Origin of the sequence: Enterobacter sp. BNK-22, from assembly GCF_048684805.1 — a bacterium.
Lineage (GTDB): Bacteria > Pseudomonadota > Gammaproteobacteria > Enterobacterales > Enterobacteriaceae > Enterobacter > Enterobacter quasiroggenkampii.
This window is the reverse complement of sequence record NZ_JBLQTT010000001.1, coordinates 1,429,968-1,450,371: the sequence shown is the minus strand read 5'-3', so window position 1 is coordinate 1,450,371 and position 20,404 is coordinate 1,429,968. Positions and strand designations below refer to the sequence as shown.

The following is a 20,404-nucleotide window of genomic DNA, read 5'->3' as shown; positions in this document are numbered from 1 at the left end:
TTTGCTGGCACGCCAGCTATCTCCCGGGAGTCGCGTTATGGAGCGCAGGCGGCACAGGGATTTTCTTAACGACACTGTGTGACGAGGTAGGAAATGATGCAGATGTTCAATTATCCGCAGGGCGAAGGGGGCCAGTCAGGCGCCTGCTGTGAGTGCGAGCCAGAGACGGTGAGCTGGTACGATCGCGTGTGTTCTTTACAACTTCCCCCTTTGCTAAGCAGGTTTGCGTTAAGGACAGCGCGATTGCAAACCACGGTAAGCATGGGGGGGACGGTTTATGGCGACTAACACCTCTCTTGACTCGCCGCGCATGGCAGGAAGAACCCGGCTGCGCAGTTCCCTCAAGCTCTGGCAGGTGGTCATGATGGGGCTGGCTTACCTCACTCCTATGACCGTGTTTGATACCTTCGGCATTGTGTCCGGTATCAGCAACGGCCACGTGCCCGCCTCGTATCTCCTGGCGCTGGCTGGCGTCATGTTTACCGCCATCAGCTACGGCAAACTGGTACGGCAGTTCCCGGAAGCGGGCTCTGCGTATACCTACACGCAGAAATCGATCGGCCCCCACTTAGGCTTTATGGTCGGCTGGTCATCGCTGCTGGACTATCTCTTCCTGCCGATGATTAACGTGCTGCTGGCGAAGATCTACCTTTCCGCGTTGTTCCCTGAAGTTCCGCCGTGGGTCTGGGTAGTGGGGTTTGTGACGATCCTGACGCTGGCGAACCTGAAGAGCGTGAATCTGGTCGCCAACTTCAACACCCTGTTTGTGCTGGTGCAGATCGCCATCATGGTGGTGTTTGTCATCCTCGTGGTGCACGGACTGCATAAGGGGGAGGGCGTCGGCACCGTCTGGTCGCTCCAGCCGTTTATCAGCGAGAACGCTCACCTGATCCCGATTATTACCGGCGCGACTATCGTCTGCTTCTCTTTCCTCGGCTTTGACGCGGTCACCACGCTGTCGGAAGAGACGCCAAACGCGGCGCGGGTGATCCCCAAAGCCATTTTCCTCACCGCTTTGTATGGCGGGCTGATATTCATTGTTGCCTCGTTTTTCATGCAACTCTTTTTCCCGACGATCGCCCGCTTCAAGAACCCGGACGCCGCGCTGCCGGAAATCGCGCTGTACGTGGGCGGCAAGCTCTTCCAGTCGGTGTTTCTGTGTACCACGTTTGTGAATACGCTCGCTTCAGGCCTGGCCTCGCACGCCAGCGTCTCGCGCTTACTGTATGTGATGGGGCGTGACAACGTCTTTCCGGAGCGGGTGTTTGGCTACGTGCATCCGAAATGGCGTACGCCGGCCCTGAACGTCATTATGGTTGGGATAGTGGCGCTGTCGGCCCTGTACTTTGATCTCGTGACCGCGACGGCGCTGATCAACTTTGGCGCGCTGGTGGCGTTTACGTTTGTTAATCTCTCGGTGTACAACCATTTCTGGCGGCGTAAGGGGCTGAACAAAACGTGGAAAGATCGGTTCCACTATCTCCTGCTGCCGCTCATCGGTGCCGTCACGGTCGGCGTGCTGTGGATAAACCTCGAAGCGACATCCCTGACGCTTGGCCTCATCTGGGCGGCACTGGGGATCCTTTACCTGACCTGGCTCACGCGCCGTTTCCGCAAACCGCCTCCGCAGTTTGAAGCCGGTAAGATAGAACAGGCCTGGGATTCCTGAACGAAAAACGGCACCAGTACGCTGGTGCCGTTTTTAGGGAAACGGACATCCCCCGCGAGCATATTATTTCAGACGTTTATGAAGACTTGCGCCCACCAGCAGTGCGGCACAGAGCATCAGCGCGATAAACCCGCCCACGCCGTTCCAGCCGTAGTTATGCCAGAAGACGCCGCCGAGCGTCCCGGCGATGCTGGACCCCAGGTAATAGCTAAACAGATAAAGAGACGATGCCTGACCTTTGGCGCGACGCGCGCGCGGGCCAATCCAGCTGCTGGCGACCGAGTGGGCCGCGAAGAACCCCGCAGAAAAGAGCAGCATGCCGGCAAAAATCAGCCACAGGGAAGAGAAGAGCGTCAGCAGCAGGCCGGCCAGCATCACCGCCGTGAAGAACAGCATGACCGGGCCGCGGCCATAGCGCGCGGTCATCGCCCCGGCCTTCGGTGAACTCCACGTACCGGTCAAATAAGCCACCGAGAGTAAACCGACAATAGCCTGGTTTAGATGCCACGGTGAGAGCATCAGGCGATAGCCAATATAGTTAAACAGCGTGACGAAGGCGCCCATCAGCAGGAAGCCGGTCAGGAACAGGCGCGGCAGCCCCTTGTCGCGCCAGTGCAGACGGAAGTTGATAAACAGCGTTTTCGGGCGCAGCGATGTCGGGCGGAAATGACGCGATTCCGGCAGAATTTTCCAGAACATCAGGGCGGATGCCAGCGCGAAACAGCCGATGACCGCCAGCGCAATCCGCCAGCTAAAGAAGTCAGTGAATACCCCGCTCAGCAGACGTCCGCTCATCCCGCCAATCGAGTTCCCGCTGATGTATAGCCCCATAGAGAAGGCAACAAAGCTCGGGTGGATCTCCTCGCTGAGGTAGGTCATCCCGACCGCCGCCACGCCGCTGAGCGAGAGCCCGATCAGCGCGCGCATCACCAGAATGCCGTGCCAGCTGGTCATCATGGTTGAGAGTAACGTACAGACCGAGGCCAGCATCAGCGCGGTTACCATCACCGGTTTACGCCCAATGGCGTCGGAAAGAGGGCCGGTAAAGAGCAGGCCAATCGCCAGCATGCCGGTAGAAATGGAGAGTGAAACGCTGCTGCTGGCAGGCGATACGCCAAACTCATGGGAGAGCACGGGCAGGATCGGCTGAACGCAATAGAGCAGGGCGAAGGTGGCCAGACCGGCGGAAAAGAGCGCCAGCGTGACGCGCATAAATTGGGGGGTACCACGTTTAATGAACTGAACCGGCTGCGATGTTGCTGGTAAATCATTGATATCGCTCGCCGGATCGATATCAATGGCAGTTGTACGACTCACACAGTTTCCTTGCTTAAACATCCCCGTGATTTCTGGTGACGGGTATGACCACCTCTTCAGGGTAGGAAAATGTAAATATTCTGTCTAATATATTAATAATCTCAAATGATACTTTAGAAATATGAATATCGAGCTGCGTCATCTTCGCTATTTTGTCGCCGTCGCCGAAGAGCTGCATTTTGGCCGCGCGGCGGCACGGCTGAATATCTCTCAACCCCCGTTAAGCCAGCAGATTCAGATCCTGGAGCAGCAGGTCGGGGCGCGCCTGCTGGCCCGCACCAACCGCAGTGTGAGCCTGACGGCGGCGGGCAAGCAATTTCTCATCGACAGCCGACAAATTCTGAGCATGGTTGAGGACGCCGCCGCTCGGGCAGAACGGCTGTATCTCGGGGAGGCCGGAGAGCTGCGCATCGGGTTTACCTCGTCCGCGCCGTTTATCAGCGCCGTCTCGGAAACGCTGTCGTCATTTCGCCGCCATTTCCCGGATGTTCATATTCAGACGCGCGAGATCAATACCCGCGAGCAGATTGCGCCGCTAAATGAAGGCTCGCTGGATTTGGGGCTGATGCGTAATACCCAGCTGCCGGACTCGCTGGCGTGGGAGGTGATCCTGCGCGAGCCGCTGATGGCCATGATCCCACACGATCACCCGCTGGCGTCGCGTCCGACGGTGTCGCTGGCAGAGTTGGCAAAAGAGCCGTTTGTCTTTTTTGATCCGCAGGTCGGAACGGGTCTGTATGACGATATCCTGGGGCTGATGCGCCGCTACGATCTTGCCCCGGTCATTACCCAGGAAGTCGGGGAGGCGATGACCATTATCGGGCTGGTCGCCGCCGGGCTGGGCGTCTCTATTCTTCCTGCCTCCTTTAAACGGGTACAATTGCGCGAAATGCGCTGGGTGACCATCGCCGAAGGGGATGCCGTTTCAGAGATGTGGCTGGTCTGGGCAAAACATCGCGAACAGAGCCATGCCGCACAGCGCTTCAAACAGCAGTTGATGAACGCCTCCGCCGGGGGCTATTTTCAGGGAAAAGTGGGCAAAAATGTGCAGTAAATCACATGGCTAAGTAAATATTTGACGGCAGCCATGCAAGTGCTTCACCATAGCCAACAGTTTATTTCGAAGCTCGAAAATAAGGGAGTACGAGGTGGTCGCTGATAGTCAGCCAGGGCACATTGATCAGATTAAGCAGACCAACGCTGGCGCGGTATATCGCCTGATCGATCAGCTTGGTCCGGTTTCGCGTATCGATCTTTCGCGCCTGGCACAGCTGGCACCCGCCAGTATCACCAAGATTGTTCGCGAGATGCTGGAAGCGCACCTGGTTCAGGAGACGGAAATTCAGGAGCCGGGCAGCCGTGGCCGTCCGGCAGTCGGGCTGGTGGTGGAAACGGAAGCCTGGCACTACCTGTCGCTGCGCATCAGCCGCGGCGAAATCTTCCTTGCGCTGCGCGATCTGAGCAGCAAGCTGGTGGTGGAGGACCGTCTTGAACTGCCGCTCAACGCCGAGGAATCGCTCCTCGAGGCGATTGTCTCGCACATCGATCGCTTCTTTATCCGCCATCAGCAGAAGCTTGAACGCTTAACGGCGATTGCCATCACCATGCCGGGCATTATTGATACCGAAAATGGTATTGTCCACCGCATGCCGTTTTATGACGATGTCAAAGAGATGCCGCTGGGAGAGGTGCTGAAAAACCATACCGGCGTGCCGGTCTACATTCAGCATGACATCAGCGCCTGGACGATGGCGGAGGCGCTCTTCGGCGCATCCCGCGGCGCGCGGGATGTGATTCAGGTGGTTATCGATCATAACGTCGGCGCGGGGGTGATCACCGACGGACGTCTTCTCCACGCCGGAAGCAGCAGCCTGGTGGAAATTGGCCATACCCAGGTCGACCCGTACGGCAAGCGCTGCTACTGCGGCAACCACGGCTGTCTGGAGACCATTGCCAGCGTGGAAAGCGTGCTGGAGCTGGCGCAGGTCAGGCTCAGCCAGTCCATGAGCTCCTCGCTGCACGGACAGCCCTTAACGGTGGATTCTCTCTGCGCCGCCGCGCGTCAGGGCGATCTGCTGGCGAAGGACATTATTACCGGGGTGGGGAATAACGTTGGCCGCATTCTGGCGATTATGGTGAACCTCTTCAACCCGCAAAAAATCCTCATTGGCTCACCGCTCAGCCAGGCGGCAGAGATCCTCTTCCCGGCGATTACGGCCTGTATTCAGCAGCAGTCGCTTCCCGCCTACAGTCGGAACATTGCGGTAGAAAGCACCCAGTTTTCCAATCAGGGCACGATGGCCGGCGCGGCGCTGGTCAAAGATGCCATGTATAACGGCTCGCTGTTGATCCGCCTGTTACAGGGCTAACTCTTTTCCGCAGATGTAAGAAAAATTGCGCTATCTCAAGCCGGGTAGCGCACGCATCCCGTAGACTTCCTCCACTGAATTATTTACCTGGTTTATATTTTCGAAGCATACCCAAGAGGTGGAGTGAGTCATGCTTAAGCGTTTCTTTGTTACTGGTACTGATACCTCTGTCGGCAAGACCGTCGTATCCCGCGCATTGCTGCAGGCGCTGGCAGCAAGCGGTAAACGCGTGGCAGGGTACAAACCGGTCGCAAAAGGGAGTAAAGAGACGCCAGAGGGATTGCGTAATAAAGACGCCCTGGTGCTGCAAAGCGTCTCGTCACTGGAGTTGCCTTATCATGCGGTCAATCCCATCGCGTTAAGCGAAGAGGAGAGCAGCGTGGCGCACAGCGGCCTGATTAACTATCCCCTGTTGTCCGACGGCCTGGCGAATCTGAGCGAGAAGGTGGATCACGTAGTGGTCGAAGGGACGGGCGGCTGGCGCAGCCTGATGAACGACCTGCGCCCGCTGTCGGAATGGGTGGTGCAGGAACAGCTTCCGGTGGTGATGGTGGTGGGGATCCAGGAAGGGTGCATCAACCACGCGCTGCTGACGGCGCAGGCGATTGCCAATGACGGCCTGCCGCTGATGGGCTGGGTGGCCAACCGCATCAACCCGGGCCTCGCGCACTATGCAGAGATCATCGACGTGCTGAGCGCTAAACTGCCCGGACCGCTGGTGGGTGAGCTGCCTTATCTGCCTCGCGCCGAGCAGCGCGAGCTAGCGCAGTACATCGATCTCTCTGCCCTCGGTGGCGTGTTGACCGTAGACAGAGTCGTGGCGTAACGTCCGCGACAGCACGGACGCCAGCACGCAGGCGACCAGCAAACCGGGCAGTAAAAAATACTGTCCGGTCATTTCACAGACCATCAGCGCCGACATAATGGGCGCATGCGTGGTCGCGGCGAGTAGTGTCGCCATCCCTGCCAGCCCCAGCAAAATTACCGTCTCAGAACCCGGCAGCCACAGCGCGAAAAGTTGAGCAAACAGCATGCCTGTCGCCATGCCAACAAACAGCGTCGGCGTGAACACGCCGCCCGGCGCGCCCGACCCGCTGCTCGCCAGTACTGCCAGCAATTTACAGATGAACACCCCGGCAATCACCGACAGCAGCGGCGGCGCGAGCAGAAAAGCCTGCACCACGCTGTAGCCGTTCCCCCATACCTTCGGCGTCAGAAGAGACAGCAGCCCGACGATCGCACCGCCGAGCGCCAGCTGCCACGGCGGCGAAAGTTTGAGGCGCAGGAAAAGACCGTGGCTGAACGCCATCAGCCACATCAGCAGCGGCCCGCAGAGACCCGCCACCAGCCCCATCGCGGCCAGCAGGGCATAATCGGCCGCGGTGAGGATGCCGCTCAGATGGACCGCGTAGAGCGTGCCGGCACCCGGTGCCAGGAGCTGCGTGGTGAGAAGCGCCACCACCGCCGCGATAACCACGGGCCCGAGCGAGGCCAGCATCAGGGTGCCAAACAGAATCTCCGCAATGAAAAGGCTTCCGGCTAACGGAGCATGGTAGGCGCTGGCCATCCCGGCCGCGGCGCCGCAGGCGATCCATAACTTCCATTCAGATTTGGGCGTAAAGCGCCGGGCAAAAAAGGAGGCGGCGAGGGCAGCAAGCAGGATCATCGCCCCTTCACGCCCGATGGCGCTTCCACTGGCGACGACCAGCAACGAGGCAAGGGATTTCACCAGGCTGGCGCCGTAATCAAACTGACCGTCGCCGGTCTCCAGCGCTTCCATATAATCGGTGGGTGCATGAGGCCGCTGGGCGGTCAGCCGTTGCCATCCCCAGAGCAACAGTCCAGCAGCCAGCCCGCCCAGCGCGGGCGTCAGCGCGCGCCGCCAGGGTGAGAGCGAGGCGGCGGCATTCACCAGGCTGCCGCTGTCGTTGCTGAGAAGCAGCCACTCCAGCAGGTACATGCTGTGGCGGAATACTGCAACGGCCAGCGCGGCCAGCACGCCGGTGACGGTGGCAATCAGCAGTCGGCGAAACATCGCGCGGATGTCGGGGTACGTATGAAGACGTTGCATGGGTCGCGAGTAAACGGGGACGATACAATATTGTGGCGGGAAATCGCGGGGTTAGCAAAAGGTATGCGTGCGAAAAGCCGGGCAATGCCCGGCCTGAAAGATTAACTGTCGCTATGAATATTCAGCGCCCGGCGCGTACGCCCTGAACTGAGATACTCGGCAATATAGTCCTGAGAAATCTCGCCGTTGTAGCGACCGTCCTCATCCACGATCGGCATCCAGCTGGTGTTGCTCTCATACAGGCGTGACAGGACCACGCGCAGGTTGTCTTCCGCTTTACCAGTCATGCGGAACGGATGCAGGATGTCGGCGCAGGTCCCGCTGGCATTACGCGCTTCGCGACGCTTCACAAAGCCCAGCGGTTTGCCGTGCTCGTCAACCACGGTAATCGCGCGAATATCGTTATCATCCATGGTCGCAAAGGCTTCAGGGAGCGGAGTAGAGCCCCGCACCGTAATGGTCGGCTGCTGGTCGGTGACGTCGCCCGCCGAGACCAGCAGCAGGCGCTTCAGCGTGCGGTCCTGACCGACAAACGAGCCGACAAACTCGTTCGCCGGTTTCGCCAGCAGTTCATCCGGGCTGGCACATTGCACGATTTTCCCCTGACGGAACACCGCAATACGGTCACCCAGCTTCAGGGCCTCATCGATATCGTGGCTCACCAGCATGACGGTTTTTTTCAGCTTGCGCTGCATCTCCAGGAACTGGTTCTGGATCACCTCGCGGTTGATCGGGTCCACCGCGCCGAAGGGTTCATCCATCAGCAGTACCGGAGGATCCGCCGCCAGGGCGCGGATCACGCCGATGCGCTGCTGCTGGCCGCCGGACATCTCACGCGGATAGCGATTCAGGAACTTATGCGGATCCAGCGCCACCATATCCATCAGCTCTTCGGCGCGGGTTTTGCAGCGCGCTTTATCCCAGCCCAGCATGCGCGGCACGACGGTAATGTTCTCTTCGATGGTCATGTTCGGGAACAGGCCAATCTGCTGGATCACATAGCCGATGTTGCGGCGCAGGGTGACGGTGTCCATCCCGCTGGTGTCTTCGCCGTTAATCAGGATCGTCCCGCTGCTTGGGGTAATGAGGCGGTTGATCATCTTCAGGGTGGTGGTCTTCCCGCAGCCGGACGGGCCGAGCAGGACGCACATTTCCCCTTCGGGTACGTTCAGGTTGACGTTGTCGACGGCCTTAAAGGTCTGGCCGTGCTTCTGTGAAAAGTGTTTGGTGAGATTTTGCAGTTTTATCATTATCGAATCCCCTTTGGAGTCAGAACCACCTGCAGACGGTGCAGCAGCCAGTCGAGCACAATCGCTAAAAGACAAATCATCAGCGCGCCCGCGATCAACATGCGGATATCACTTCCGCCGATGCCGTTGAGCAGCAGCAGGCCCAGACCGCCCGCGCCGATCACCGCGGCAATCGCCATCACGCCGATGTTCATCACCACGGCGGTGCGGATCCCGCCGAAAATCACCGGCAGCGCCATCGGGATTTCGACCCAGCGCAGGCGCTGCCAGAAGGTCATGCCGATGCCGCGTCCGGCTTCACGCAGGCCAGGCGGCAGGCTGTCGAGCGCCGTATGGGTGTTACGCACAATCGGCAGCAGCGAGTAGAGAAACACCGCCGTGATCGCGGGCAGGGCGCCAATCCCCTGACCGATCAGCGAAAAGAGCGGGATCATCAGGCCAAACAGCGCAATTGACGGAATGGTCAGCACGATGGTGGCAATCCCCAGCACCGGCGTTGCCAGCCACTTGTGGCGAACAATCAGAATGCCCAGCGGTACGCCGATGAGAATGGCTAAGCCCACGGCCAGCGCCACCAGCCACAGATGCTGCAGCGTCAGGGTTAACAGGTAGTCCCAGTTGTCCAGAATGTAGTGAATCGTCTCCATAGCGCCTCCTACAGCAGCTGTTTGCTACGCAGGAAATCACGGGCGACCTGCTGCGGTGACTGATGGTCGATATCCACCTTCTTGTTCAGTTCGGTGATAACGTCGTTGTTGAGCTGGGCAGAGAGGGTGTTCAGCGCCTCTTCAAGGCCCGGATTGGCCTCCAGCGTGTCCTTACGGACCACCGGGGTGACCGCATAGCTCGGGAAGAAGCCTTTATCGTCTTCCAGCACCTTGAGGTCGAAGCCTTTCACGCGCCCGTCGGTGGTATAAATCAGCCCTGCGTCGACGAAGCCGTCACGCACCGCGTTATAGACCAGTCCGGGGTCCATCTGACGGATCTGCGGGCGGTCCAGGTCCATCTTATAGGCGGCCTGAAGCGGCTTCATGCCGTCGCTGCGCCCGGCAAATTCAAGGTCTAAGCCCAGCAGCCAGTTTTTGTCCGGGTTGGTTTTACGGATCTGCTCAATCTTCGCCACCATGTCCGACATGGTGTTGATATGTTCCGCCTCGGCGCGCTTGCGCTGCATGGCGAACGCATAGGTGTTGTTCATGTCGGCGGGCTTGAGCCAGACCAGACCGTGCTTCGCGTCCAGGCGTTTCACCGTCTCGTAAGATTCCTCTGGCGACATGCGCTTGTTGATGTGGTTAAAGATGATTAATGACGTGCCGGTGTACTCCCAGGTCATATCAATCTGTTTGTTGATCATCGCGTTACGGGAAATCACCGTGGCGATATTGGTTTGCGGCTGAACCTGGAATCCTTTCTTTTGCAGGTACTGCACGGTCATCGCCGAGAGAATATGCTGCTCGGTAAAGCTCTTGGTTGCCAGAATCAGCGGGGCCGCCATCGTCTGGCTGGTGAACAGCACCGCTGCACACAGCGCCGTCAGGCCGGAAAACAGTCTCATAAAAGCTCCTTGTTATTGTTATCGAGCGAGATGGGGACTCATCATGCGACCCAGCGCCGCCAGCAGGGTATCGAGGATCAGTGCGAACAGGGCGGTAGCCGCCGCGCCGAGGATCAGGGTCGGGAAATCGTTCAGATAAATGCCGGGGAAAATCAGCTCGCCGTAGCTGCTGGCACCAATCAGGAACGCCAGCGGTGCGGTACCGACGTTAATGGCGGTGGCGATGCGGATCCCTGAGAGCATAACCGGCCAGGCGGCAGGCAGCTCAACCTGGCGCAGACGCTGCCATTTGGTCATCCCGATGCCGTTTGCCGCTTCCAGCAGCGACGGCGGGACCGAGCACAGCCCGGCATAGGTATTACGCACGATCGGCAACAGCGAGGCGAGGAACAGGGCGATGATGGCGGGCGTATCGCCGATGCCGATCACCACCATCGCCAGGGCTAGCACGGCCAGCGGTGGCAGCGTATTGCCGACGTTGAAGATTTGCATCACATATTCAGCGATACCCCGCGCGGCCGGGCGGCTCAGCAGAATGCCAGCCGGAATACCCACCAGCAGGGCAAAGAACATTGATGAGAAAACCAGAATCATATGCTGTTGCCCGAGATAGATCAGGTCAACCTGTCGCGCTCTGAGGGTCTCCAGCCCGATCCCCCAGACGAGGAGGGCGAGAACCACGATAATGGCGCCGACAAACAGCAGCGAACGTTTGAGTAATGGGTGCATTGCGGTGTGTCTCCCTGTGCGCATGCGTTATAGCAACCACCGGTTGCCTGTTGTTATGCCATGTTTCGGCAGGGGTAGATGACCTATAGCAAGCGTTTGGGAAGGGTTCCAGCGAAGGGGGAAAATCAGTAACCCTATGAAACTAGTGGCAACCTGAGGTCAGGCCTTATGGCGTAAGGCCTGATTGTGGGGCGGGCAGAATAGTCCTAAAGAAGAGATTTGAATGTGACGTTGTCACGAATAATACACCGCATTCCCGGTGACGCGGCGCCGTAATTACGCTGCACCGGGCTCTTTTGATTTCCACTCTTGCCAGATGTTCTCGAGTCCCTTCCGGTATGACGTAACGGTGAACGCAGGGAAATGCTCTTTAAACTTCGTCGAATCAAACAGGTTGTCAGCCTCGTACCGGGGCAACAGCTCGCGCATTTCGCGCGCGCCTTGCGAAAACAGCGCCGTCGCGGCGAAGGCCAACTTGCCGAGGACGGAGTAGTCCGCTGGCTGTCCAAAGACCTCACAGGCGAGAGTGACGAACTGCTGGTACGTCAGCCTTTCATCGCAGCAGGGCAAGTGCCACGTCTGCCCGTAGGCCTCAGGGGTATTGCCCAGCAGAGCGAGCGCGCGACTGGCATCCGGCGTCCAGATGAGGGTGCGAAGCGTGTCGTCACGCACCGGAACGCGCGGACGCTTATGCTGCTTCAGCCTGTCGATAATGAGCGTATTGGTGAAGCTCTGCGTTTTCTCAGGCCCGTAAAACTCCGGCGCCCGACCGATGAGGACGGGAATGTCGCCCCGTTGCATTTCGTCAAGCACCCGGTTTGCCATCAGGGCGCGCACGTGGCCTTTCCGCCCCCGGGGCGCAAAGCGCGTCTCTTCGGTTTGCGGCACGTTACTCTGGGGGTACATATAGGTGTTGTCGAAATAGACGAATTTTGCCCCCGCCTTACGCGTGGCCTCCAGGGCATTGTCCAGCATGGTCGGAAAATGACGCTCCCACAGCGCGGAATCAGGCGGCAGACCGGCGGTAAAATAGACCGTATCGCTACCGTTAATCGCCACCTGCGTCTGCTGCGCATCCAGGAGATCGGCTGCAACCGTGCTATCGCTGGCGTTGACTTTCTGCGGATGGCGGCTGACCAGCCTGATCTCGTCGGTATATTCGCGTTTAAGCTCGCGGGCAAGTTCACGGGCAATTTGCCCGCTGGCGCCCAGAATAGTGTGCATTTTAGCTCCTGATGAGATGACGATCCGGTTGACCGCATAAAAAGTTTAAGCTTAAAGTTAACTTTAAGGTCAATATGCCAGAGCGGACGAAATGAAAATTGGCGAGCTGTCGAAAATGACGGGAATTACCCCGTCGCGCATTCGGTTTTATGAGGCGGAAGGCTTACTGCCGCGACCCGTCAGGCAGGGGAACGGGTACCGTACCTATTCCGCTGATGCGGTTGCGCTGCTGAACATTATCGACAATGCACAACGGACCGGGTTCACCCTTGAGCAAATACGGCGCTTCTTGCCGCAGCCGCAACAGCGCTGGGATCATGAGGGACTGATCCAGTCCCTGAAGACACGCATTGCTGAAATAGAGGCGATGCAGAAGCAGCTGGAGGAAAACCGAAGGGAGCTGCTGGACCTGGTCACGAGTATCACCCACAGGCCGGAGGGCATCACCTGTGATGACAACATGCAGCGCCTGCTGGGGCAGTTGCAACCCTCAGACGCCAGCGCGAACCCGTCGAACCCGCGACGAGACGGTGATAATTGAGACGGTGGCGACAAACGCGAGCATCACACCCAGCGCCAGCATGGCGTTGAAGCCAATCCATCTGAACAGCAGCAGCCCCGCAATACCGCCCGTAATGAACGAAAACAGGGTGGTTAAGTGGGTTTTTAGCTGACTTTTTTGCGCCGCCGTATCTTTGGAGTAATCCCGGCGAAGCATCGCCACCATGACGGAGGCCAGGGAAATCCCCGCGTCCGTTAACGTACCGGTAATGTGCGTCGATCTTACCCGTCCGCCGGAAAGCTGCGTGGAGGTGGAATTATGAATGCCCATCAGAAAGCAGAGAAAAAGAATAATCTCGCGATTGCTGGTGAGCGCATGGAAATACATTTCGTAGAAGGAAACGCCGGTCAGTAATATCCCCTCGACAAAAAGAATCTGGCAAAAAACCAGCCTGACGTTATGGATAATACCCCATATGACGATCGTGCGCGCAATAATGGCGCCAGCCACAAAAGAGAGAATTATCGAGCCGAAGAAAATAATATCGCTCAGATCGGTAGAAGAAACTTCGCTGGATAACTGTGAGGTGTTGCCGGTCATGTGTGAGGGGAAAAAACCAAATGCCCCGAGGGCGATGGCGTTCAGCAAACCTGCTGAAGTCGCCAGCCAGAGAGCAAGCCGGCGATCCTCCTGATGCGTTCGTTCTTTCTTGAGTTTAATCAGCAAGAATACCTCCGGGTTGAGCTTTGCCTGACTATTCAGGCTAGCAAAGCGGTGCAACGGGCTGTCCAGGATATGGCTTAATTATTATTCCGTCTGACGACAATCAGGGTTTCGTAATTAAAAAAAACAGCCTCGTTGCGGTATTCATTCAGTCATTAAGATTTACACCATGCCGTTATTGCCGTGACGCAAAAATGCCGGACGCTGGTTAAGGCGCTCGAACCAGGCCTCAATGGCGGGCACGTCTGGCTTATCAAACGGCGTCATTTTCCAGCGATTCACCGACAGCCCAAGCACCACGTCCGCGAGGGTAAACGTCTTGCCCGCCGCAAAGGCCCCGGTGCGCTGTAACTGGTTTTCCAAGATGGTGATGCAATGGTTCCACTCTTTGATTCCTGCCGCAATGCGCTCGGGGTCGTTAAAGTCCGGGTTTTTACGCCCCAGCGCCGGGAAGACATAGCGCCAGGCGTTGTTAAATTCAGTGGCCTGCCAGTCCATCCAGCGCTCAACGTTGGCACAGGCCTGCGGTTCTGCGGGCAGCAGATCGTGACGTTCGGCCTTGCGCGCCAGATAACGGCAGATGGAATTGGACTCCCACAGCACGAAATCACCGTCAATCAGCACCGGCACCATGGCGTTGGGGTTCAGGGCGCGGAAGGCATCCGTTTCCGTCGAGGCGAAACCGCTGCCGTAATCTTCCTGTTGATACGCGATGCCCGCTTCTTCGCAGGTCCAGAGTACTTTACGAACGTTGATGGAGGTGGTTTTGCCGAGGATGCGGATCATTGCGCAGGTGTCCTTTAAGGGATGTTATTGTTTAAAAACAATACACGAACGGTGAAGAAAAGCGTCAAAAAATCATCCGGTGCGTTATTTGTGAAGACGCGAAAGCAGAAACGTTAGCGCTGCCGCACAGATGAGCACGATGCCACTCAGGGCAAACGTGCTCTGCCAGCTATAACGATCGAACGCTATACCGCCCGCCGTTGAACCGAGCGCAATGGCGAGCTGGATCACCGCGACCATCAGTCCACCGCCGGCTTCAGCATCCTTCGGCAGCGTTCGCGCAATCCACGTCCACCACCCCGTCGGCGCTGATGTTGCCAGCATCCCCCATAGGCCTGACAGCAGGGCCACAATCCACACGTTATGCCCGGCGAGAATCAACGCGACTGCGATGGCTGCCATCAGTAGAGGGATCGCGAGCAGCGTTATGTAAAACGCGGCATTAAGCACCAGGGCAACGAAAAGGGTGCCCACAAAACCCGCAACGCCTATGGTGAGCAAAATCAGCGACAGCCCGGCTCCGCTCACCCGGGTGACGGTTTCAAGGAACGGGCGCAGATAGGTAAACAGCGCAAACTGCCCCATAAAGAACAGGCCGCAGGCCAGCAGACCAACGGAAACGGCAGGCTGGCGGAATAACCGAAAAACACTTCCTCGTGATGTACCGTTTTTACGCGCGTTCATGTCAGGCAGGCTTAAACACTGCCAGATGAACGCGACTATCGCCACGGGCACCAGACAAAGAAATGCGCCGCGCCAGCCAATAGTGGCCCCAAGATAGCTGCCAAGCGGGGCGGCCACCACCGTTGCCAGCGCGTTACCGCCGTTGAAAATGGCCAGCGCGCGCGCAACCTTATGCGGCGGAACAAGGCGAATGGCCGTTGCGGCAGACATGGACCAGAACCCGCCTATAGCGATACCGATCAGCGCGCGGCCTGCCATGTAAACCAGATAGTTTGGGGCGAAAGCGATAATCATCCCCGAGAGCGCCATCAGGAGCGTCATGCCCAGAAGAAGGTGTTTGCGGTTTATATTCCCGGCAAGCCGGGAAAGGAAGAGGCTGGTCAGCACCGCCAGCGCGCCGGAAATCGCGATCCCCTGGCCAGCGAGACCCTCCGTAACGCCCAAATCTCTGGCAAGGGGGGTAAGCAGGCTGACGGGCATAAATTCCGAGGCAATCAGGACAAATACGCACAGGGTCATGGCAAAAACGCCACTCCAGTGTGCATGCTCTGTGTTCTGTGATGTGGTGCGGCTCAGTGTAGACATAGTCAGATTTCACAAAGAGCCACCCGTACAGGGCGGGTGGCGTAGAGGTTTATTTCAGGTTGGTTTTGAAGAACTGCTCAAACTGGCCGAAGGGGATCTTCCCGGCAACATTATCGTAGAGATCGACATGGTTTGCGCCTGGAACAATTACCAGTTCCTTCTGCTTGCTGCCGACCGCTTTAAACGCATCTTCAGCAAAGTAGCGGGAGTGTGCCTTTTCACCGGTTACGATAAGCGTTGGGATAGTAATTTCCCCGGCGTAGCTCAGCAGCGGCATATTCATAAATGATAATGGCGTGGTCGCGGTCCACGCGCCGGTGGAGTTGACGGAGCGCGCATGGAAGCCGCGCGGCATACGGTAGTAGTCAAAGAACTCTTTGAGTACCGGATTCGGGTTGTCAGGTAACGCCTCCGGCAGAATACGTTCAGCTGCCGTCACCTTGCCGTTCTCATCGACATAAATGTCATGGCCGCCGTGCGCGAAGGTTCCGTTCTCAGCATCTTTCCAGCGCTGTGCGTTCAGATACTGCAGAACGGCACGGCGGTCAGACGTTGAATAGCGATCTTTCCCGTCGCCCACGCCGTGGCCCATCGCCCGGCTCATGTCATACATCACGCTGGTGGCGACCGCCTTCACGCGGGTGTCCATGGATGCTGCGTTGAGCGCCATACCGCCCCAGCCGCAGATGCCGAGAATACCAATGCGGTTACGATCAACCTCTTTCTGCAACCCGAGGAAGTCCACCGCCGCACTAAAGTCTTCGGTGTTGATATCCGGAGACGCTACGTTGCGCGGCTGGCCACCGCTTTCGCCCGTATACGACGGGTCGAACGCCAGGGTCACAAACCCATTTTCTGCCAGGGTTTGCGCATACAGGCCGCTGGACTGCTCTTTGACCGCGCCAAATGGCCCGCTGACCGCAATCGCCGCCAGCTTGCGGTCGCCGCGGTTTTTGGGAAGATACAGATCGCCTACCAAAGTGATCCCGTATCGGTTCTGGAAGGTCACTTTACGGTGATCGACTTTGTCACTTTCGGCGAAGGTTTTATCCCATGTGCTCACCATCGAAACAGGCGCGTTTGGGTTGGTGGTTTCTGCATAACTCATTGTTGTCACTCCACTTAATGATGCACATAGCAGCATCGCAACGGACAGTTTTTGGGTAAATGTTTTCATAGAAATGAACCCTGGGTTGTTGTGTTGCGGTCATTATAGTTAGCAGGAATAGTGCTGATTAGAGGGCGAAAGCTGCTAGGATTCATATCATATTGTTATAAATGGGTGGAGATGATGGCGAAACGGGAAAACTATAATGAGCTGTACCTGTTCATGCAGGTGGTACGGGAGGGGAGCTTCACGGCGGCTGCGCTTCGGCTTGGGCTGGCGCAATCCGGGATCAGCCGCTCGGTTCGCGAGCTGGAAGAGCGATTGGGCGTTCAACTTCTGGTCCGCACCACGCGCAAGCTCTCGCTCACCCATGCCGGGGAACAGCTTTATCAGACCGCCGAGTCTGCATTCGATACGCTCGATACGGGTCTGGCGACCCTGGCACACTATCGTCAGACGCCGTCCGGCACGGTGCGTATTAATGCCAGCCAGCACGCTATCGATAAATGTCTTCTGCCAAAGCTCGCCATTTTTAAACAGCGTTACCCGGACATCAGGCTGGAACTGATGAATGAAAGCCGCTTCGTCGACATTATCGCCGAGCGGTTCGATGCGGGTGTCAGACTGGGGCCGGAAGTGGGGCAGGGAATGATTGCAGTGCGTATCACGCCTGATATGGAAATGGCCGCGGTGGCTGCCCCGGAACACTTCAGACGCTACGGTTTTCCTCAGACGCCAGCCGATTTAGTGGCTCATCCCTGCATTGCCTACCAGTTTGCCGACGGTAGTGACTATCAGTGGGAACTGGTGCAGGACGGGAAAAAAATCACCCATCGGCCAGAGGGGCAATGGGCGCTGTCTGACAGCTACATGGAAGCCGAGGCCGCCCGGCTGGGGCTTGGGCTGGCCTATGTCCCGGTGGAGCTGGTGGCTGACGATCTGGAGCGTGGAACGCTTATCCGGGTGTTGCAGCGCTATAGCCTGCGCATGGACGGGCTGTATCTCTATTATCCGCACCGCAACGTGTCGCCTGCCCTGAGGGCTGTGATCGATACGCTGAAAATTTAGGGCTGCATAACATCACGAGAGCGGACATTCAAACTGCTCGCCGGTGAGCTATGACTAAAAATAAATCAGGACCGCTGTGGTGAGGCAAATTTTGCAGCAATCATTTCAGATGTGGGCTGTATTCCCCCAAGACTCCACTGTTCCGGTTCATGCTCGTCAATACGGATCCATACTGAACGCCGGAATTCAGGATCGCCGTTTCCCTCAATTTCAACAATAAGGTCAGTCATACGACGTAGCAGTTCTTTTTTTTGCTCCGAATTCATAATTCCTTTAATGGTTTGCACATTTACGAAGGGCATTGTATTCTCCTTAAATAACTGAGTCTTTAAATCATACTCAGGTTACGAGGCAAACGAAGAGATGTCAAAAAATAAATCATTACCGTACTTATTACCTGAGCTTTGTGGGTTAGCGGCGGCCGCTGAGCTTCTTGGCGATCAATGGGTTTTGTTGATTCTGAGAGAGGCGTTTTATGGGGTAACACGCTTTGAAACAATACGTGATCATACAAAAATCACCAGGCAGACGCTGGCGAACCGGTTAAAAAAAATGACTGAACTCGGCCTGCTTTGCAAAATCCCTTATCAGGAAGAAGGGGCGCGTGAACGGTATGAGTATGTTCTCACCGCCAAAAGCCGCAGCCTTGCGCCGATTCTTTTCTCTTTGATGGAGTGGGGTCATAAAAACATACTGCACGACGCACCGCATATTGCGTTAACAGACAAAGAAAGTGGAGAAGTGGTGAATTGCGCCTATGTTACCGCCGACGGTAAGTTCGTTGACCCTAAAAACGTTCGGTTAACGTTTCACGACAGCCAATACTTAGCCGCCATGCCCCAGGCGCCTGACCATACTGACGCTTAAAGCTGCGGTTGAAGGACTGCCGGGAGTCAAAGCCCAGCGAGAGCGGTGATTGATACCCTTAAAATTTAGGGCAGCGTTGTCATTCTGGAAGGCGCATCGCAAACCGCAAAGTAACCTTATGAAATTCAGCGTTATGTCTTTTCCTCTACGGGGCGCGGTCGTAAAGTGCCTGCGTTGCGGCACATCCGCAACCGGGCGTAGGAACCCGCATATACAGAGCGATATTTATATGTCGCGACAGCGCCGATCTCGTTAAAATTGCGGTGGCGCTGACGGAGCAGCCGCAAGGCTGGCCGTTTTCTCTGTGGGCGGTATTCCTACCTCTGTCAGCGCTACCCCCTCGAGCGTAGGAACTCATCGGGTGGTTCACCCAATTTATACACTGAGGATGCCTTACGATGGCGACTATCCCAACCCTGACTTACCTTCCATCTGACGAAAACGTCATTCTGCAACTTTTCTCCCGGCCGCTTCCGGCCGATGCCGATCTCTTTGACGTCGCCGACAACTGCGCCGCGCTGGTGAGCGTGCTGGTCGAAACCGATGATGTCGCGAGCCGTACTGCGCTGTGCGAGCGTCTCCTTCAGGCTCTGCGCAGGCTGCGTGAACTCTGTGATGTCGATCTTCCGCCATACCTGATTGAACAGTTGATCATGGGTGAGAAAACCAACTCCTGCGTGCCCGACTGCTGGCAGGACACCTTAACGCAGGTGGACTATGTTCTGGCGCTGACGCAAGCCGTTATGGGGGAACGCTACCCGCTCACGTAGCGAAAGAGCTGACGGGCCTGCTGCACGATATGGTGTGGCTGCTGGCTGAGTTTGTGAAGGAGCCGCGCATTACTGCGCATTAAGGGGCTGGCGTGGAGGGGCGGCAGCGCCCCTTTGAAGTCGTGATTAACGCGATCGGTTCCCGGTATCCAGAAGCGACGTGCCGTAGGAGTTGTCGATAGTACAAAGCCAGCGACCGTCGCTTTCCAGCCGAAAAACATAGGTCGCGCGGCGCGACATTTGCGTTATTCCACCCTGACCATCAGGAAAACGCAGAACGGTTTCCATGATAACGAGGGCATTGTCACCGCCTTCGATCACCTGCTATTCCATCAGGGCGTCATAGTTTTTGGTGGTGATGGCGTGGTCACAGGATTCGATGATCTGGCGTAGCGGATGTGGGGTCGTGCGCGTTTCCTCGTTGTAGTGGGTAACGCGTATTAACATAACAGTCTGGTGTGTTTGTATAGCTACTAGGTTTTATGGCGGGGTGTTGTGGGAAAGTTGAGGGGGGAGATAACGTTAGGTCTGCTGTGAACGAACAGCGGACATCATTTCCGATGGTTGATAACGCAAAGCAGCCTGCTGTAACTTCCACCAGGCTGCGTTGAACAACGGCGCCAATAAGCTGGTTGCGCCAGTATTATCATAAAACCCAGACGATATGTCAGACAGGCTTATCGTCACAGTGGCTGGTATAGAAACTCACGCCATTGCCATCAGGGTCCTGCATGGAGAAGTAATAATGTCCATACAGCGAACCTTCTGCAATTTCCAAAGGGGAATACCCTTTTTCAATCAATCCGGTTCGATAAGTCTCAAGATCTGATTTGGAATGACCCGCGATCATCAGATCAATTTTTTCGGAAATAAAATCAGAGCGCTGGCCGACACGGCTGTCGTGAAGCGTATCGGTTATTGGATCGTCTTTTGCCGCTAACAATAAATGTGTGCCGCCGCGTAGTTCGATGATTGCCATTCCGGGAAATTTGTCGAATCCGCGAAGACCTAACCCCTGATAAAAATCGTAACTCGACTCAATATTTTTCACTTTCATGACAAAGTGTGCGATGGCTGCAGATGGGAAACACTCTTCCATTTCATTGCCTTATATGTGTTTAGTGGTG

The 20,404-nt window shown here is 56.9% G+C and carries 21 protein-coding genes and 2 pseudogenes; 9 read left to right on the top strand and 14 right to left on the bottom strand.

Annotated elements, in window-relative coordinates; translation table 11 throughout:
* Positions 1-93: 93 nt before the first annotated feature.
* Both ACMGGE_RS06680 and ACMGGE_RS06675 read left to right on the top strand, forming a co-directional pair.
* The gene (locus ACMGGE_RS06680) at positions 94-288 is read left to right on the top strand and encodes a hypothetical protein (RefSeq protein ID WP_420293563.1); all 195 of its coding nucleotides are present in this window, start codon (positions 94-96) and stop codon (positions 286-288) included.
* Positions 278-1,669 (top strand): APC family permease, encoded by a 1,392-nt coding sequence (locus ACMGGE_RS06675; protein WP_008502450.1) that lies wholly within the window; start codon positions 278-280, stop codon positions 1,667-1,669. Before ACMGGE_RS06680 ends, ACMGGE_RS06675 begins: the two co-directional genes overlap by 11 nt.
* A 63-nt stretch (positions 1,670-1,732) precedes the next feature.
* On the opposite strand, the gene ACMGGE_RS06670 is transcribed toward ACMGGE_RS06675, so the two are convergent.
* Positions 1,733-2,986: an MFS transporter gene (locus tag ACMGGE_RS06670; RefSeq protein WP_420293562.1), complete on the bottom strand. Its 1,254-nt coding sequence runs from the start codon at positions 2,984-2,986 to the stop codon at positions 1,733-1,735.
* Positions 2,987-3,107: 121 nt separating this feature from the next.
* Here ACMGGE_RS06670 and ACMGGE_RS06665 point away from each other — a divergent pair, with 121 nt between their 5' ends.
* The 3 genes from ACMGGE_RS06665 (at position 3,108) to bioD (ending at position 6,181) form a co-directional block, all read left to right on the top strand.
* Positions 3,108-4,040, top strand: a complete 933-nt coding sequence (locus ACMGGE_RS06665) for a LysR family transcriptional regulator (protein ID WP_420293561.1) — start codon at positions 3,108-3,110, stop codon at positions 4,038-4,040.
* Positions 4,041-4,134: 94 nt separating this feature from the next.
* Positions 4,135-5,355 carry a sugar metabolism global transcriptional regulator Mlc gene (gene mlc, locus ACMGGE_RS06660; protein WP_069719339.1) on the top strand — a complete coding sequence of 407 codons (1,221 nt, stop codon included), beginning with the start codon at positions 4,135-4,137 and terminating at the stop codon, positions 5,353-5,355.
* A gap of 130 nt (positions 5,356-5,485) precedes the next feature.
* A complete protein-coding gene (gene bioD / locus ACMGGE_RS06655; protein ID WP_045910385.1) occupies positions 5,486-6,181 on the top strand; it encodes a dethiobiotin synthase in 696 nt (231 codons plus the stop codon).
* On the opposite strand, the gene clcB is transcribed toward bioD, so the two are convergent.
* From clcB to ACMGGE_RS06625, 6 genes are all read right to left on the bottom strand, one after another.
* Positions 6,116-7,426: a voltage-gated ClC-type chloride channel ClcB gene (clcB, locus tag ACMGGE_RS06650; protein ID WP_420293560.1), complete on the bottom strand. Its 1,311-nt coding sequence runs from the start codon at positions 7,424-7,426 to the stop codon at positions 6,116-6,118. The two genes, bioD and clcB, sit on opposite strands and share 66 nt — an antisense overlap.
* Before the next feature lie 101 nt (positions 7,427-7,527).
* The gene (gene osmV / locus ACMGGE_RS06645) at positions 7,528-8,676 is read right to left on the bottom strand and encodes an osmoprotectant ABC transporter ATP-binding protein OsmV (RefSeq protein WP_063621500.1); all 1,149 of its coding nucleotides are present in this window, start codon (positions 8,674-8,676) and stop codon (positions 7,528-7,530) included.
* Positions 8,676-9,323, bottom strand: coding sequence for an osmoprotectant ABC transporter permease OsmW (osmW, locus tag ACMGGE_RS06640; protein ID WP_014169860.1), 648 nt, complete (start codon positions 9,321-9,323; stop codon positions 8,676-8,678). The genes osmV and osmW overlap by 1 nt, the downstream gene beginning before the upstream one ends.
* An 8-nt stretch (positions 9,324-9,331) precedes the next feature.
* Positions 9,332-10,231, bottom strand: a complete 900-nt coding sequence (gene osmX, locus ACMGGE_RS06635) for an osmoprotectant ABC transporter substrate-binding protein OsmX (RefSeq protein WP_063621501.1) — start codon at positions 10,229-10,231, stop codon at positions 9,332-9,334.
* An 18-nt stretch (positions 10,232-10,249) separates the two neighbouring features.
* Entirely contained in the window at positions 10,250-10,960 is a 711-nt protein-coding gene (osmY, locus tag ACMGGE_RS06630; protein WP_420293559.1) for an osmoprotectant ABC transporter permease OsmY, read from the bottom strand.
* A 276-nt stretch (positions 10,961-11,236) separates the two neighbouring features.
* Positions 11,237-12,184, bottom strand: a complete 948-nt coding sequence (locus tag ACMGGE_RS06625; protein ID WP_045910389.1) for an NAD-dependent epimerase/dehydratase family protein — start codon at positions 12,182-12,184, stop codon at positions 11,237-11,239.
* Positions 12,185-12,275: 91 nt separating this feature from the next.
* Between ACMGGE_RS06625 and ACMGGE_RS06620 the strand changes: the two genes are divergently transcribed.
* The gene (locus tag ACMGGE_RS06620) at positions 12,276-12,725 is read left to right on the top strand and encodes a MerR family transcriptional regulator (RefSeq protein ID WP_045910390.1); all 450 of its coding nucleotides are present in this window, start codon (positions 12,276-12,278) and stop codon (positions 12,723-12,725) included.
* Here the strand turns inward: ACMGGE_RS06620 and ACMGGE_RS06615 are convergent.
* The 4 genes from ACMGGE_RS06615 to ACMGGE_RS06600 all read right to left on the bottom strand — a co-directional run bounded on the left by ACMGGE_RS06615 (position 12,675) and on the right by ACMGGE_RS06600 (position 16,641).
* Positions 12,675-13,412: a YoaK family protein gene (locus tag ACMGGE_RS06615; protein ID WP_063621503.1), complete on the bottom strand. Its 738-nt coding sequence runs from the start codon at positions 13,410-13,412 to the stop codon at positions 12,675-12,677. The genes ACMGGE_RS06620 and ACMGGE_RS06615 overlap by 51 nt on opposite strands.
* Positions 13,413-13,571: 159 nt before the next feature.
* A complete protein-coding gene (locus tag ACMGGE_RS06610; RefSeq protein WP_420293558.1) occupies positions 13,572-14,195 on the bottom strand; it encodes a glutathione S-transferase family protein in 624 nt (207 codons plus the stop codon).
* 84 nt (positions 14,196-14,279) lie between these two features.
* Entirely contained in the window at positions 14,280-15,464 is a 1,185-nt protein-coding gene (locus tag ACMGGE_RS06605) for an MFS transporter (RefSeq protein WP_420293557.1), read from the bottom strand.
* A gap of 49 nt (positions 15,465-15,513) precedes the next feature.
* Complete coding sequence (locus ACMGGE_RS06600) at positions 15,514-16,641, bottom strand: alpha/beta hydrolase (protein WP_252073386.1); 1,128 nt, start codon at positions 16,639-16,641, stop codon at positions 15,514-15,516.
* Between the two features lie 114 nt (positions 16,642-16,755).
* Between ACMGGE_RS06600 and ACMGGE_RS06595 the strand changes: the two genes are divergently transcribed.
* Positions 16,756-17,640 carry a LysR family transcriptional regulator gene (locus ACMGGE_RS06595; RefSeq protein ID WP_023311521.1) on the top strand — a complete coding sequence of 295 codons (885 nt, stop codon included), beginning with the start codon at positions 16,756-16,758 and terminating at the stop codon, positions 17,638-17,640.
* Positions 17,641-17,705: 65 nt separating this feature from the next.
* On the opposite strand, the gene ACMGGE_RS06590 is transcribed toward ACMGGE_RS06595, so the two are convergent.
* Positions 17,706-17,942, bottom strand: coding sequence for a tautomerase family protein (locus ACMGGE_RS06590; protein WP_032674674.1), 237 nt, complete (start codon positions 17,940-17,942; stop codon positions 17,706-17,708).
* Between the two features lie 61 nt (positions 17,943-18,003).
* On the opposite strand from ACMGGE_RS06590, the gene ACMGGE_RS06585 reads away from it, so the two are divergent.
* Positions 18,004-18,507 (top strand): winged helix-turn-helix transcriptional regulator, encoded by a 504-nt coding sequence (locus tag ACMGGE_RS06585; protein WP_223540393.1) that lies wholly within the window; start codon positions 18,004-18,006, stop codon positions 18,505-18,507.
* A gap of 398 nt (positions 18,508-18,905) precedes the next feature.
* Positions 18,906-19,360: pseudogene (locus ACMGGE_RS06580) on the top strand (hypothetical protein).
* A 43-nt stretch (positions 19,361-19,403) separates the two neighbouring features.
* Here ACMGGE_RS06580 and ACMGGE_RS06575 read toward each other — a convergent pair.
* Together ACMGGE_RS06575 and ACMGGE_RS06570 are read right to left on the bottom strand one after the other, a co-directional pair.
* Positions 19,404-19,724: pseudogene (locus ACMGGE_RS06575) on the bottom strand (YybH family protein).
* A 220-nt stretch (positions 19,725-19,944) separates the two neighbouring features.
* The gene (locus ACMGGE_RS06570; protein ID WP_196364661.1) at positions 19,945-20,376 is read right to left on the bottom strand and encodes a VOC family protein; all 432 of its coding nucleotides are present in this window, start codon (positions 20,374-20,376) and stop codon (positions 19,945-19,947) included.
* Positions 20,377-20,404: the final 28 nt, after the last annotated feature.

What these genes read in the sequence shown, in the direction of transcription:
- ACMGGE_RS06680 (WP_420293563.1), top strand. Translation starts at nt 94, where the DNA reads ATGATGCAGATGTTCAATTATCCGCAGGGCGAAGGGGGCCAGTCAGGC.
- ACMGGE_RS06675 (WP_008502450.1), top strand. Translation starts at nt 278, where the DNA reads ATGGCGACTAACACCTCTCTTGACTCGCCGCGCATGGCAGGAAGAACC.
- ACMGGE_RS06665 (WP_420293561.1), top strand. Translation starts at nt 3,108, where the DNA reads ATGAATATCGAGCTGCGTCATCTTCGCTATTTTGTCGCCGTCGCCGAA.
- bioD (WP_045910385.1), top strand. Translation starts at nt 5,486, where the DNA reads ATGCTTAAGCGTTTCTTTGTTACTGGTACTGATACCTCTGTCGGCAAG.
- clcB (WP_420293560.1), bottom strand. Translation starts at nt 7,426, where the DNA reads ATGCAACGTCTTCATACGTACCCCGACATCCGCGCGATGTTTCGCCGA.
- osmV (WP_063621500.1), bottom strand. Translation starts at nt 8,676, where the DNA reads ATGATAAAACTGCAAAATCTCACCAAACACTTTTCACAGAAGCACGGC.
- osmW (WP_014169860.1), bottom strand. Translation starts at nt 9,323, where the DNA reads ATGGAGACGATTCACTACATTCTGGACAACTGGGACTACCTGTTAACC.
- osmX (WP_063621501.1), bottom strand. Translation starts at nt 10,231, where the DNA reads ATGAGACTGTTTTCCGGCCTGACGGCGCTGTGTGCAGCGGTGCTGTTC.
- osmY (WP_420293559.1), bottom strand. Translation starts at nt 10,960, where the DNA reads ATGCACCCATTACTCAAACGTTCGCTGCTGTTTGTCGGCGCCATTATC.
- ACMGGE_RS06625 (WP_045910389.1), bottom strand. Translation starts at nt 12,184, where the DNA reads ATGCACACTATTCTGGGCGCCAGCGGGCAAATTGCCCGTGAACTTGCC.
- ACMGGE_RS06620 (WP_045910390.1), top strand. Translation starts at nt 12,276, where the DNA reads ATGAAAATTGGCGAGCTGTCGAAAATGACGGGAATTACCCCGTCGCGC.
- ACMGGE_RS06610 (WP_420293558.1), bottom strand. Translation starts at nt 14,195, where the DNA reads ATGATCCGCATCCTCGGCAAAACCACCTCCATCAACGTTCGTAAAGTA.
- ACMGGE_RS06605 (WP_420293557.1), bottom strand. Translation starts at nt 15,464, where the DNA reads ATGTCTACACTGAGCCGCACCACATCACAGAACACAGAGCATGCACAC.
- ACMGGE_RS06600 (WP_252073386.1), bottom strand. Translation starts at nt 16,641, where the DNA reads ATGAAAACATTTACCCAAAAACTGTCCGTTGCGATGCTGCTATGTGCA.
- ACMGGE_RS06595 (WP_023311521.1), top strand. Translation starts at nt 16,756, where the DNA reads ATGGCGAAACGGGAAAACTATAATGAGCTGTACCTGTTCATGCAGGTG.
- ACMGGE_RS06590 (WP_032674674.1), bottom strand. Translation starts at nt 17,942, where the DNA reads ATGCCCTTCGTAAATGTGCAAACCATTAAAGGAATTATGAATTCGGAG.
- ACMGGE_RS06585 (WP_223540393.1), top strand. Translation starts at nt 18,004, where the DNA reads ATGTCAAAAAATAAATCATTACCGTACTTATTACCTGAGCTTTGTGGG.
- ACMGGE_RS06570 (WP_196364661.1), bottom strand. Translation starts at nt 20,376, where the DNA reads ATGGAAGAGTGTTTCCCATCTGCAGCCATCGCACACTTTGTCATGAAA.